Source organism: Sulfitobacter sp. F26204 (genome assembly GCF_026410305.1).
Taxonomy (GTDB): Bacteria; Pseudomonadota; Alphaproteobacteria; order Rhodobacterales; family Rhodobacteraceae; genus Sulfitobacter.
This window is the reverse complement of the sequence record NZ_JAPMLQ010000002.1, coordinates 799,808-813,857: the sequence shown is the minus strand read 5'-3', so window position 1 is coordinate 813,857 and position 14,050 is coordinate 799,808. Positions and strand designations below refer to the sequence as shown.

Annotated in this window: 12 protein-coding genes; 10 read left to right on the top strand and 2 right to left on the bottom strand. The window is 56.2% G+C overall.

Features of this window, described 5'->3' with window-relative positions:
• Positions 1-79: 79 nt before the first annotated feature.
• Together OS190_RS07865 and purL are read left to right on the top strand one after the other, a co-directional pair.
• A complete protein-coding gene (locus OS190_RS07865; protein ID WP_267158105.1) occupies positions 80-607 on the top strand; it encodes a hypothetical protein in 528 nt (175 codons plus the stop codon).
• Between the two features lie 155 nt (positions 608-762).
• Positions 763-2,922, top strand: coding sequence for a phosphoribosylformylglycinamidine synthase subunit PurL (gene purL, locus OS190_RS07860; RefSeq protein ID WP_267158104.1), 2,160 nt, complete (start codon positions 763-765; stop codon positions 2,920-2,922).
• Positions 2,923-2,936: 14 nt separating this feature from the next.
• Here the strand turns inward: purL and OS190_RS07855 are convergent, their stop codons facing one another.
• Positions 2,937-4,199: a vWA domain-containing protein gene (locus tag OS190_RS07855; protein WP_267158103.1), complete on the bottom strand. Its 1,263-nt coding sequence runs from the start codon at positions 4,197-4,199 to the stop codon at positions 2,937-2,939.
• Positions 4,200-4,273: 74 nt separating this feature from the next.
• Positions 4,274-5,182, bottom strand: coding sequence for an AAA family ATPase (locus OS190_RS07850; protein ID WP_267158102.1), 909 nt, complete (start codon positions 5,180-5,182; stop codon positions 4,274-4,276).
• Between the two features lie 233 nt (positions 5,183-5,415).
• Between OS190_RS07850 and OS190_RS07845 the strand changes: the two genes are divergently transcribed.
• The 8 genes from OS190_RS07845 to OS190_RS07810 all read left to right on the top strand — a co-directional run bounded on the left by OS190_RS07845 (position 5,416) and on the right by OS190_RS07810 (position 14,042).
• A complete protein-coding gene (locus tag OS190_RS07845; protein ID WP_267158101.1) occupies positions 5,416-6,435 on the top strand; it encodes a glycosyltransferase family 2 protein in 1,020 nt (339 codons plus the stop codon).
• On the top strand, positions 6,432-7,109 hold the full coding sequence (locus OS190_RS07840) for a sulfotransferase family protein (protein WP_267158100.1): 678 nt from the start codon (positions 6,432-6,434) through the stop codon (positions 7,107-7,109). Before OS190_RS07845 ends, OS190_RS07840 begins: the two co-directional genes overlap by 4 nt.
• Positions 7,096-9,462, top strand: a complete 2,367-nt coding sequence (locus OS190_RS07835) for a glycosyltransferase family 2 protein (RefSeq protein ID WP_267158099.1) — start codon at positions 7,096-7,098, stop codon at positions 9,460-9,462. The genes OS190_RS07840 and OS190_RS07835 overlap by 14 nt, the downstream gene beginning before the upstream one ends.
• 1 nt (position 9,463) lies before the next feature.
• Positions 9,464-10,156, top strand: coding sequence for an FkbM family methyltransferase (locus OS190_RS07830; protein ID WP_267158098.1), 693 nt, complete (start codon positions 9,464-9,466; stop codon positions 10,154-10,156).
• A gap of 8 nt (positions 10,157-10,164) precedes the next feature.
• Entirely contained in the window at positions 10,165-11,220 is a 1,056-nt protein-coding gene (locus tag OS190_RS07825; RefSeq protein WP_267158097.1) for a glycosyltransferase family 2 protein, read from the top strand.
• Between the two features lie 99 nt (positions 11,221-11,319).
• A complete protein-coding gene (locus tag OS190_RS07820) occupies positions 11,320-12,279 on the top strand; it encodes a phosphoadenosine phosphosulfate reductase (RefSeq protein ID WP_267158096.1) in 960 nt (319 codons plus the stop codon).
• A gap of 33 nt (positions 12,280-12,312) precedes the next feature.
• Positions 12,313-13,347: a dihydroorotase gene (pyrC, locus tag OS190_RS07815; RefSeq protein ID WP_267158095.1), complete on the top strand. Its 1,035-nt coding sequence runs from the start codon at positions 12,313-12,315 to the stop codon at positions 13,345-13,347.
• 17 nt (positions 13,348-13,364) lie between these two features.
• Entirely contained in the window at positions 13,365-14,042 is a 678-nt protein-coding gene (locus tag OS190_RS07810; RefSeq protein WP_267158094.1) for an orotate phosphoribosyltransferase, read from the top strand.
• Positions 14,043-14,050 lie beyond the last annotated feature (8 nt).

Genomic DNA, 14,050 nt, shown 5'->3' with positions numbered 1-14,050 from the left:
TTTTGCACGTGCCGTCATGTTGTTACCGCAAGCCCCGCATTTGATGCGGCAATGAAACTGAAAACGAACTGGAGAAATCATGACACGCAAGTTTCTGATGACCTCAACCACAATCGCAACCCTGATCGCCGCGCCCATGGCCTTTGCTGCTGAAAACAGCGCGAGCGACCTTCAAGGCAACTCACCCGCCGTCACCGAAGGCGGGAACAAGAATGTGGTCGGCTCCACCGCCAACTCAGACATCGCAACCAAGCGTGTCGGCCTCGGCATTGCCGAGTATGACGCGACTCGCATGGTCACGACAAAGGAAGAATATCAAGCTCTTGCCCGTTCTGTTGGTGCCGATTTCAAGACGCAGGACAATGAGGTTCTGGGCGTGGTTGACGGTGTCACCTTTGATGCACAGGGGAATCCCGAACTTGTTGTAAATCTGAATGATGACAGCAAGATCGACGCGGATACGCTGGTCGTGACGCTGCTGCCCGAAAGCTTGACCCTGCGCGACGGCAAGATCTTTCTCGATACGACGGCAGATGAATTGTACCTCAAGGCGCAAGACGGCTCCAAACGCGACGACGAAACCCGCACCACTGTCATCGTGATGTAACCGCATCACATTGGCTCTGCTTGCACGGATCCGCTCATAGGCCGCTTCCCTACAGGGAGGCGGCCTTTTTCACGACGAAGCGCCTGCCCCCTTTCCCCCACATGCCCCATCCTCTAAGAGACAGGACAACAATCTCCACTGGGAATAGTCGTCTCATGCAAGAACCTGTCATCACCGAAGAATTGATTGCCTCACACGGCTTCACGCCCGAAGAATACGCCGAGGTAAACAATATCCTTGGGCGTGCCCCGAATTACACCGAAATGGGTATCTTCTCGGCGATGTGGAACGAACATTGCTCTTATAAATCGTCCAAAAAATGGCTGCGTACCCTGCCTACCGAAGGCCCACAGGTCATCTGCGGCCCCGGCGAAAACGCCGGTGTCGTGGACATTGGCGACGGGCAAGCGCTTGTCTTCAAGATGGAATCCCATAACCATCCCAGCTACATTGAACCCTATCAGGGTGCGGCCACAGGCGTTGGAGGTATCCTGCGTGACGTGTTTACCATGGGTGCGCGACCGATCGCGGCGATGAACTCTCTCAGCTTCGGACGCCCTGATCATCCCAAAACACGCCAATTGGTCCACGGCGTTGTTGCGGGCGTCGGCGGCTATGGCAACTGCTTTGGTGTGCCTACGGTCGGCGGAGAAGTCCGTTTTGATACCGCCTATGATGGTAACTGTCTGGTGAACGCCTTTGCAGCGGGCCTCGCGGATGCGGACAAGATCTTTTACTCCGCTGCATCAGGTGTGGGCATGCCTGTCGTCTATCTTGGTGCAAAGACCGGCCGTGACGGTGTCGGTGGCGCAACCATGGCCTCGGCCGAATTTGACGATACGATCGAGGAAAAGCGACCCACCGTTCAGGTTGGCGACCCTTTTACCGAAAAGCGACTGATGGAAGCCACGCTCGAACTGATGGCCACAGGTGCCGTGATCTCGATTCAGGATATGGGGGCTGCGGGTCTCACCTGCTCTGCTGTGGAAATGGGCGACAAGGGCGGGCTTGGCGTACGTCTGGACCTTGAAAAAGTGCCGGTTCGCGAACCCAACATGACGGCCTATGAAATGATGCTTTCTGAATCGCAGGAACGCATGTTGATGGTGCTCAAGCCCGAACTCGAAGCAGAGGCCAAGGCGGTGTTTGACAAATGGGACCTTGATTTTGCCGTTGTCGGCGAAACCCTGGCCGAGGACCGCTTCCTGATCATGCACAACGGCGAACTCAAAGCTGACCTGCCTCTTAGCAAACTTGCATCAACCGCTCCGGAATATGATCGCCCCTGGGTCGAAACACCTGCATGTGAACCCCTGTCCGATGTTGCAGGCATCGATCCCATCGACGGCCTCAAAGCCCTGATATCTGATCCGAACTACGCTGCAAAGAACTGGGTGTTCGAGCAATATGACACCATGGTCATGGGCGATTCAGCCCGTACTCCCGGCGTCGGCGCAGGCATCATCCGCGTCCACGGGACCGAGAAATCCATCGCCTTCACCTCTGATGTCACGCCGCGCTATGTCAAGGCGAACCCTGTAGAGGGTGGCAAACAGGCCGTTGCAGAAGCCTACCGTAACTTGACCGCCGTGGGAGCTACCCCCTTGGCTACGACGGACAACATGAACTTTGGGAGCCCTGAAAAGCCTGAAATCATGGGCCAGTTTGTCGGCGCGATCAAGGGCATCGGCCAGGCCGTATCCGCCCTCGATATGCCCATCGTGTCGGGCAATGTGTCGCTGTACAACGAAACCGACGGCAAGGGTATCCTGCCGACGCCAACCATCGGCGCGGTCGGGCTGATCGACCATCCCGACGACATCATCGGCTGTGATGTCCGGGACGGTCATGTGGCTCTTGTGCTGGGGGAAACCACCGGTCATCTTGGTCAATCTGCCCTGCTTGCAACCGTATTCGGCCGCAATGAAGGCGACGCCCCTGCAGTAGATCTGGCGGCGGAAAAAGCCCATGGCGATTTCATCCGTGCCAACCGTTCATTGATCAAGGCCTGCACTGACCTAAGCGATGGTGGCCTCGCGCTCGCGGCTTTTGAACTGGGCGAACTGGCTGGAGTTGGTATCACTTTGGACTCTGCCGACACCCCGACGCTATTTGGCGAAGATCAGGCCCGCTACCTCATTGCCTGCAACTTTGATCAAGCCGAAGCATTGATGATCGCGGCCTCTTCGGCTGGTCTCACGCTTACTACAGTAGGGAAATTCGGCGGCAATCTGGTCAGTTTTGGTGGTGTCGGTGCCCCGCTTGAAGAACTTGCCCGGATCTATCGCAATAGCTTCGAGGAAACCTTCGCCTGATCCGGGTCTCACCGTCATGATTGGCGCAATGCCGCCATCAGGCGCGTTTTCTCGCCCATATCATCCGGACGCGTGATGACGGCTGCCAGCTCTTCGAGCGACGCAATCGAATGTCCGGCCCTGAAACTGTCCACATGGGGCAGCATCGCGCGTATGCCTGCCGCTTTGGGAGCGAACCCATCCCAGCGCAACAAGGGATTCAGCCAGATCACCCGGCGGGCGGAAAGATGCAGCCGTTGCATATGCCGCGCAAGGTTTTCAGGGGCATCGCGGTCCAGCCCGTCAGTGATCAACAAGACAACGGCACCCTGTCCCATGACCCGGCGTGACCAATCGCGGTTGAAGGCCTCGATCGACGCGCCGATCCGCGTGCCGCCTTCCCAATCCTGCGCCTCGGAGCCCGCCGCCGCCAGCGCCGCATCCACGTCGCGAGTCGCCAGGTGACGGGTGATATTGGTCAGCCGTGTGCCAAAGGTAAAGGCATGCACCTTGGCCCAGCCCGCCCCCCTCGCATTGCTGACCGCATGGAGGAAATGCAGGATCACCCGGGAATATTGGCTCATCGAACCGGAAATATCACAGAGGACCACAAGGTTCGGATACCGCGGGCGCGGCTTTTTCAACGCAAGCCCGCCGATCTCTCCCCCGCGGCGCAGGGCCTGCCGCAAGGTACGTGCCGCATCAATCCTTCCGCGTGGTGCCGCCAAGCCACGCCGGGACAGCAACGGTTTTACCGGTAAGGCCAACCGTGCCAGCATACGTTTCGCCTCGGCCATTTCGGCAAGCGACATTTGTTCGAAATCCAAAGAACGCAGACGCTCTGCCGAAGACATGGTCAGACTTGCGTCCACCTCGATCAGGGTTTCCTCTTCGCTGGAATGTACCTCTTCGTCTCTTGGCGGGGCCTCAGCCCCGTCCAGCAAGGCCTCAGCCGCACGTTTTTCCGCAGGTTTGGCTGGCCTCTCTTCCTGCACCCCTCTGATCGCGGGCAACATCGCCGCCATCATATGTTCAAGATAACGCGGATCGCGCCAATAAAGCCGGAACAACTGTGCAAAGATCCTGCGATGTTCAGGACGGTTCACGAAACAAGCGTGCAGCGTCCAGTAAAAGTCGCGCTTGTTGCCGACGCCTGCAGCCTCCACGGCGCGAATGGCATCGATCACGCGGCCCGGTCCGATCGGCAGACCGGCACGGCGCAGAGCGCGTGCAAAATGGGTGATATTGCCTGCGAGTTTTGGATCTTCAGGCAGTTCGAGAGGGATATGTTCAACCATAAATGGTTGACTGGAGGACGCTGTCCTCCAGACCACCTGCGGTATTTAGGGCCAAAAAGAGAAAGGACTGCATCTCAGGCCGGTTCCAAACTGGCTTTGGCCTGATCGAGGATTCGTTTTGCCTCCGATCCGTGCAATTTTGCAATGTCGTCCTGGTATTTCAGGACTGCGCCCAATGTATCTGCGATGACTTCGGGGCTGAGATTGATCACATCCAATGCCAAAAGGCATTTTGCCCAGTCGATGGTTTCCGCCACTCCCGGTTTCTTGAACAGATCTTCTGTACGCAGATGTTGGACAAAGGCCACTACCTCGCGACTTAGCGCTTCCGAGGCCTCGGGAGCACGGGCCTTGAGGATTTCCATCTCGCGCGTGAAGTCGGGATAGTCGACCCAGTGATACAGGCACCGACGTTTCAACGCATCATGGACTTCGCGTGTTCGGTTTGAGGTCAATATCACAATCGGCGGTTCGGGTGCCTTGATGGTGCCGATCTCGGGGATCGTCACCTGAAAATCGCTGAGCGCTTCAAGCAGGAAAGCTTCAAAGGGCGCATCGGTGCGGTCAAGTTCGTCGATCAACAAGATCGGCGCACCCTGTTCATCCGGTCGCATCGCTTCAAGCAAGGGGCGTTCGATCAGATACCGGTCGCTGAACAGATCCTGCGTCAGATTATCCGCCTGGACGGTGCCTGCGGCTTCGGCAGCGCGGATCGCGATCATCTGTGCGGGAAAGTTCCATTCGTAGACGGCCGAAGACGCATCGAGCCCTTCATAACATTGCAGCCGGATCAGTTTGCGGCCCAGGCCTGCTGCCAATGCCTTGGCAATCTCGGTCTTGCCCACACCGGCTTCCCCTTCCAGAAACAGCGGGCGCCCCAGCCTGAGCGCCAGAAACACCACCGTTCCCAAGGCGCGCCCGCAGATATAACCTTGATCGCCGAGCAAATCTTGCACTGCGTCGATGCTTGATAGATCATTCATTCAAATCTCTCCCGATACGCCCAAAGGTGCACCTGTGTCCGGCAAGGTCAAGGTCGCGCCCTTGCCGAATTGTCACGCCCGCGCCTGCAAACTGCTCCAAGATTGACGGGATTCGGTGGGGCTGACATAATATTTACAAAGAATGAGAGGTTTTCGGGACGAAAGTTACCCGGACCCAGAGGCGAGAGTGAAACGATTCATGAAACACCCCAAAGCAACGGGTGATCGCTGAGATGCGCATCACAGCCGTGACCTGTGTCAAGAATGAAGGGCCCTTCCTACTGGAATGGATTGCCTTTCATCGTGTTATCGGGGTAACAGATTTCCTTTTTTATTCAAACGATTGTACGGATGCGACAGACCGTTTGCTGGACTGCCTGGAAGGTCACGACATTGTCGCGCATCTGCCCAATCCGGCGACCAATCGCACCTATCAGATGCAAGCATTAAAGGCGGCCAAGCAGCATCAGATTGTGAAATCTGCTGATTGGGTCTGGGTCGCAGATGTGGATGAGTTCCTGAACATCCATGTCGGCGATCACACGATCCCCGCATTGATCGAAGCCTGTAGCGACCCGCAGGCAATTTCCGTTACCTTTCAATTCATGGCCAATAATGGCGTCGAAGAATATATTGACGCCCCCGTGATCGGTCAGTTTCTGCACAGTCACAATCCCGACATCTGGGGCGCCGACACCGCAATCGAAGTCAAGACACTTGTGCGCAGCGACTTTCCCACCGAATACTTCGGGGCGCACCGCCCCTTTCATGACGACGCAAAATTCAAACCGCGCTGGACCGACGGGTCGGGCCGTCAGGTCCCGCGCCCCTTTCGCAAGGCTGCGGGCAGACGTCGCATTCGCGCCTTTCCAGCTCGCGACGCACGGTTGCATGCGACCTTGAACCATTATGCGCTGCGCTCGCTTGACAGCTATCTCGTCAAGAACGACCGCGGGGATGTCAACCGCGAGAACCGCGCGTTTGACGAAAGCTATTGGCGCGAACGCAATGACTCCGGGTATCGAGACGACAGTATTCTTCGGTATGTTGACCCGCTGAAAGCGGAAATGGATCGCCTCATGGCGCTTGACGGCGTTGCCGATCTGCACCGCGAGGCCGTTGCCCTGCACAAGGCCCGGCGGGATGCCCTCCTGACGCAGAAGAGCTACCGCGACATCCGTGACCAATTGCGCCTTGCCCCTGCCATCAGCCAGGCCGAAGCCGATATTATCAAGGAGCTTGCCGGCACATGATCTCTAACCCGATCATCAGCCTCAGCCTGCCCAAGTCAGGAACAACCACCCTGGCTGTTGCCTTGCGGCACGCAGGGCTCAAGGTCATCGACTGGCGCATCCGTCAGGGACAATCGGCAAATCCGGCGCTGAAAGGGGCATTGATCGCGCCCTTGATGTATGAGGACTACTTTGACAGTGGCGATCCGCTGGCCCGGCTGGGTGAATTCCATGCGGTCACCGAAATGAGTGCGGTTAACAACAGGATGTCAATGTGGCCACAAACCGACAGCGGCATGCTGAGCGCGATCCTGCACCATCATCCGGGGGCGCGCTTTGTGCTCTCCCTGCGCGATCCGACTGATGTTGCCAACAGTATCATGGGGTGGAACAATCTGGGGAAAATCAGGTTGCCGCGCAACGATGTACCTGGCCTGCCCCGTCCCTATGGCGGTGACATAAAACACCTGACGCGGTGGGTCGAAGGGCATTACAATTTTTGCGCCCGTTTTTTCCGCAACTCCCCGAATTTTCTGGCCTATAAACTGGAAGACCGGAATGTCCGCGCAGACATAAGCCGCTTTTTGGGGCTTGAACTGCCCTGGTGGGGAAAAGCGAATGTGAATAAAAACCCTGCGCAACCTGTGAAAACCAGCACCATTGCGCCGGAAGGGCAAGGCAATGACGAAGCCTGATCTGACCCTCTTTATCGGACCTACCGAAAAGGCGGCCATGCGTATGCGCGGTCTGCTGAAACAGCATGCCGAACCGATGCGGAAACATGGCATTGCTGCCCCTGGCTGGAACCACTTGCGGCTTTATGCGGCCTGTGCCGAAGTGGAGGAAGTCAGCGTTTTGCGTTTTCGCAGGGGGCTGGAGTCGCCGCTCACGCAAGAAACCCTGACGACTGAATTCCACACACGGTTTCAGAAAGACCTTCCCGATATGGCAGCCACACATCTGGTCTGGGTTTCGGCCCAGTTAGGCAGCCTGCTACACACCCCGGAGGAGCTGTCGCGTCTTTATCTGCTTTTATCCCCTTATTTCAACAAGATTCAGATTGTTGCTCATGTAGAAGAACAGGCGCGACTGCTGGTACAACATTATATCCATAGTGTGCTTGAAGGACGCCATACCTCGCTGGAACAGGAGATCGACCTCGCCGGTAAAGAGGACTGGTGGAAAGGCGCAATTGACATGCGGGGCAAGAACGACCCTCTGTCGGGTCTCTTTAACGACGTGCATTGTGCACCCTTTTGGCTTGATTATGTCGCCTTGCTCGCCCACTGGGAAACCGCGTTTGGTGCGGGCAATGTCACTCTGGCACCGCTCGACCTGGTTTCCCTCAACAGGGATTCCGGCATGGAATGTCTCTGTGCCGCGCTGAACATTGACAATACTTTCGGCAAATCAGATCCCGCACGTATGTTCAGGCCGGAACCCGCCGCATCACTTGCCCGCATGCGCCAGATGAACGACGTCCTCATTCGCTACAGCAAGGCCCGCGACATATTCATCCCCCGCGACATCTGGATCAACATTCACAAATACGTCCGCATTCACGGAGAACCGATTCCACCGGGAAGCCTTGCATCTGTTTCCAGACATTTCGAAGCTGCGAATGCGACGCTCATCAAAAGGTTTCCCGATCTCGCCTCTGCCTTGCAACCCGATCCCCCGCAGGCACCATGGCAAGAGGCCCCCCCAACCCGAGGTTTCCGGGCCACGCAATATCTGGCCGCTTTTGCACATGGGATACGCAAAAATTCGATTCCCGCGGCTGAAAAACGGGGCGAGGCGGTAGAAGCCATAGAAGCCTTTAGAAAATTCGAGGAAATCATCTGCACACAAAACATAAACAAGGATGAAGATGCCGCCAATGAACGGCTTCTCAATCGCGTAAAGGTCAATCACCAGATGGTGATGTCGACCCAGTTCAAACCCCACAACAACATGGGCACGGTAAATGAAGAACGCCCCGCCCCGGCTTATATCTCGTTGCCGCCACGCCAGTTAACGAACGGCAGTACGGGCAACGTCATCGTCGGCTGCATGAAAAATGAAGCGCCCTATATCATTGAATGGATCGCCTATCACCGCGCCATCGGCATCGACAATTTTCTGATCTATACCAATGATTGTACCGACGGCACTGATGAAGTGCTGGGCCGTCTTATGGAAATGGGCATTGTCCAGCTTCGCAACAACAACAGCTGGAAAGGCAATTCGCCGCAACAACATGCGCTGAACAAGTCGCTCAAGGAACCGTTGATCACCAATGCCGAATGGATCGCCCACATTGATGTGGACGAATTCATGAATGTGCGTACCGGTAATGGCACGCTGGACGATCTGTTCGCGGCCGTGCCGGACGCCACAAATATCGCAATGACCTGGCGACTTTTCGGACACAACGACGTGACACAGATCAACAACAACTTTGTCATTGACCAATTCGACAGATGTGCGCCGAAATACTGCCCGAAACCACACACTGCCTGGGGTTTCAAAACCATGTTCCGCAACATCGGGGCCTATGGAAAAATTTCATGCCACCGCCCGAATAAACTTGATCAATCGTTTGAAAACAAAGTGAAATGGGTCAACGGATCAGGTCAGGACATGACTGCGGACGCCGCCCATAACGGTTGGCGCTCCTCCCAGAGCAATATCGGCTACGATCTGTTGCAACTCAATCATTATGCCCTGCGCAGCGCTGATTCATTCCTGATCAAACGTCAAAGGGGGCGCGCCCTGCATGTCGATCGTATGATCGGAATCAACTACTGGATTCGAATGGACTGGTCCGACGCCCGTGACATAACGATCAAACGCAACATCCCGCGCCTGCGTCAGGAATATGATCACCTTTTGACCGACACAAAACTCAGAAAAGCACACGAGGACGGCTTGGCCTGGCACAAAGCCAAGGCCCGGGAACTGCACAATATGCCCGAATTCCGCGACCTTTACCATCAGGCCCTCGAAATCAAGCTGAACAAGACAGAGCGTGTCGCCTATGCGCTATCGCTGGATATGGAGAGCTGACATGGCACCCGATACCAAGACGGTCGAGGATTTCATTGTATCTCGCGGTATGAAATTCCCGAGACATCCAGAGATCATACAAGGCAAGATCCGCAGGATGCTGCGCCGCGGAGTGTACGAACGCAAGGAATCCGAAGCCGCTCTGCGCGTGGTACGCAAGGACGATGTAGTGGTCGAATTGGGCGGTGGCATCGGTTATATGTCCACCCTCGTCGCAACCAAACGCGCGGTCAAATCCGTACATGTTTTCGAGGCAAACGCCAATTTGATCCCCTATATGAAATCTGTGCATCAGGCCAACGGCGTCCGCAATGTGCAGGTGACCAACGCCATCCTGGGACCGCGGAAGGGCAAGGTCGATTTTTACATCCGCGAACCAATGCTCGGATCATCCATGCAAGTGCTTGAGGGCGAAATCGACCCTCCTTCCGTCAAGGTCGATGTGCTCAACGCAAAGACCACTCTCAAGGAGATCGGTGCCAATGTGTTGATCTGCGACATCGAAGGTGCCGAGGTCGATTTGATCCCTGACATTGACCTCACCGGCCTGCGCGCTGCCATCATTGAAACCCATCCGCAATGGATCGGTCCGGAAGGCGTGAACAAGGTTTTCCGTGCCCTTATGGACGCGGGCCTTGCCTATTATCACCGCGGCTCCGAAGGCAAGGTGATCGCCTTTCGTGACCGCTGGTAACACCGCACATGACCCATCTCGCTATCCTCTGTGTCCGCAACGAAGCTGCCTTTCTGTTGGAATGGCTGGCCCATCACCGGGCTTTGGGGTTCGACGATTTCCTCGTCTTTTCAAACGATTGCGCCGATGGCACCGATCTGATGCTGGACCGGCTTTCAGAGATGGGCCTGCTTACTCATATCCGCAACAACGGCCCTTACGACAAGGGCGGAATCCAGTTTTCGGCACTCAAGGCCGCGGCCAAATTGCGCCAGGTCAAAAAAGCGGACTGGATTCTGCCCTTGGACGTTGATGAATTTGTCAACATTCACACTGGCGACCATACGCTGTCTGCCCTGCATACCGCCCTTCCTGATGCCACAGCCATCACCCTGACATGGAGACTTTTCGGCAATAACGGGCAGACACGCTATCAGGACAAGCCCGTTCTGGACACTTTCACCCAATGTGCGCCAGCGATCATGTATTGGCCCTGGCGGGCTGCAATGTTCAAAACACTTTATCGCAATGATGGCACCTACAGGAAACCCGGAGTCCACCGTCCCCGTGATGCAGTCTCTGCCAGATTGGCCACTGCGACATGGATGGATGGGGCGGGACGCACCCTGTCGGATCAATTCAAAAACAAACGCATCTTTTCGGACTACGGTCAGGATAACCACACGCTTGTCCAGCTCAATCATTACCCGCTCGGCGCTCTGGAATCCTATGTCCTCAAGGCGGACCGGGGACGCGCCGTTCATTCGGACGACTTCCTTGGCCTCGATTATTTTGTCGAGCGGAATTTCAATACCGACACTGACACCAGCATCCAAGCCCTTGCCCCCCAAAGGGCAACAGAACTGGCGGCGTTAAAATCCGACAAGGTGCTGGCAACGTTGCATCATCAGGCGGTCACCTGGCGCCGAAACCGCTTCGACGCGCTGTTGAAACAGGACAGCTTTCGCGCCTTGTTTGGTCGATTGCTGATGACACCGCCCAGTCAGCCGCTGTCCCGCAAGGCTGCCGAATTTCTCCTGCATCACGCCACGCAAGCGCATAGAAAAGCGCGGCAACAGCCTTAATTTTGCACCTATTCTCCTAATTTCTGCCGCAAATCGCTGGTATCTCTGCCCCCAAATCGCTCATCCTAAGGGCGATACGTGCAGTTGAGGACGCAGCAAATGACCGATGCAACACCGACGCTTGAGACGTCCCTGCTGGACCTGCCCCGGCGGGAATGGTTGGCCACGGTCGAACAGATTGTAGACGAAGACGGCTATGTCGAAAAACTTGGCCGCCGCCATCATGCTATCTTCTTTGAAGAAGGCAGCACGTTGCTGGTCACCTTTGAAACCCTGCAAGGCATCCACGCATTGTCAGATCTCGGCCAGCCTCTGGGCTGGGAAATGTTGCGTGATCATGGCTGGTCGCATCTGTGCCTGGCCAGCAATGGTGACACCTGGTTCCGCGATACCGCAGTCTATGGCTATTTTGATCGGTTGATAGACGACGGGTTCTTTGACGAATTTGATAATGTGGTCTTTTACGGTGCGGGCCCCTGTGCCTATGCCGCGGCCGCCTATTCCGTTTCTTCACCAGGCGCACGGGTTCTGGCGATCCAACCACAGGCCACGCTGGATCCGCGTCTGACCGAATGGGACGACCGTTTCACCGATATGCGTATTCACGATTTCACGACGCGTTATGGCTTTGCCCCCGAAATGCTGGATGCGGCCGAACAGGCTTACGTCGTCTACGACCCGCGCGAGCAACTGGACGCGATGCACGCAGCACTCTTTACCCGTCCAAATGTCGACAAACTGCGAATGCGCTTCATGGGTGACGCCCTGCAAACTGATCTGCTGGAGATGGGAACCTGGGCTCCGTTGTTGCTTGCGATTGCCGAGGGTGAACTCACCACAAACCGTTTCGCCGAGCTATATCGCGCAAGACGCAATTATCGCCCCTATCTGCGTAACCTGCTTGACGCATTCGAAAGCGAAAAGCGGACGGGACTGGTCGAAGCCCTCTGTGCCAATGTTTCCAATCGCATGCGTGCACCGCGATTTGCCATCACCCTGCGCAGAATCCAACAAGCCAGAAAAAGCGAACCGGACGACGACGCTACAGATCAGGACTAGCCTGCCTTCGGCGGCTGTGATACCGCCGCATCCATGACAAAAACACTGACGATCCGCCGTCCTGATGACTGGCACCTGCACCTGCGCGACGGTGAAATGCTACGCGCTGTTTTACCACAGACCTGCACCCATTTTGCCCGTGCGATCATCATGCCCAATCTGGTACCACCGGTTGTGTCCATGGCTGATGCCGCCGCCTATCGCGACCGCATTGTTGATGCCTTGCCCACGGGCGCGGATTTTACACCGCTGATGACACTCTATCTGACCGAAGATACCGATCCCGAAGATGTTGCATCCGCCCATGCAGCAGGGCTTATCCATGCCGTGAAACTCTATCCGGCGGGGGCAACAACCAATTCCGCAAGCGGTGTCTCGAACTTTGATAACGTCGCGCAAGTACTTGAGAAAATGGCAGAGATTGGCCTTCCCCTTTGCACTCACGGCGAGGTTACAGATGCCGATGTGGACATTTTTGACCGCGAGGCTGTGTTCATCGACCGCGTCCTGGATCCGATCCGGCGCAACCACCCTGCCTTGCTTGTGGTCATGGAACATATCACCACTTCCAATGCCGTGGACTATGTGAACGCCAATCCCGAAAACCTTGCCGCAACCATTACGACTCACCACCTCGTGATCAATCGCAATCATATTCTCGCCGGTGGCATCAAACCGCATTACTATTGCCTGCCCGTCGCGAAACGCGAAGAACACCGCCTTGCCTTGCGGGCGGCTGCGACCTCGGGCGATGCGCGCTTCTTTCTGGGTACGGATTCCGCGCCCCATACAGATGAGAACAAGCTGCTGCCCTGTGGCTGCGCTGGCTGTTTCACGGCGACGAATACCATGTCGATCCTCGCAGAGGTCTTTGAACAGGAAGATGCCCTCGACAATCTCGAAGCCTTTGCATCGCTGAACGGGCCGCGCTTTTACGGTCTGCCCATCAATGAGACAACGCTCACCCTTGTTCGCGAAACACCTGATTACCCCGGCCACATAGATACACCCGATGGGCCTGTCACAGTGTTCGATCCCGCCATGCCCCTGAATTGGTCGGTCAAATAAACTATCGGAGAAACCGCATGATCCCTTCCAGCTACCCCAACGCCAGCGAAATGGCCCGCCTCACCGCCCGCATGTTGTTGGAAATCAAAGCGGTCCACTTTAACGCTGAGGACCCTTTCATCCTCGCGTCTGGTCTTCCCAGCCCGACCTATATCGACTGCCGCAAGCTGATCAGCTATCCGCGCATCCGCAGCACCCTGATGGATTTTCTGACCGTAACCGTGATGCGCAATGCGGGACTGGAGGCATTTGACAATATCGCCGGCGGCGAAACGGCGGGCATTCCCTTTGCCGCGCTCGTTGCCGAACGTATGGCCCTGCCCATGACCTACGTGCGAAAGAAGCCAAAGGGCTATGGCAAAAATGCGCGTATCGAAGGCGACATGCGTGAGGGCCAGCGCGTTTTGCTGGTCGAAGACCTGACCACCGATGGCGGTTCAAAAATCAGCTTTGTCGATGCCATTCGCGAAACCGGCGCACACTGCGCCCATACGGCAGTGATCTTTTACTACGGTATCTTCCCGCAGACCGAAAAGACGCTGGGTGATCATGGAGTTACGCTACATTCGCTCTGCACGTGGTGGGATGTACTGGCCGAAGCAAAAGCACAGAATGCTTTCAGCACGGCGACCCTGAGCGAAGTCGAAGCCTTTTTGAATTCCCCCACGGAATGGCAGGAATCGCACAAAACTTAAGTCTTAGT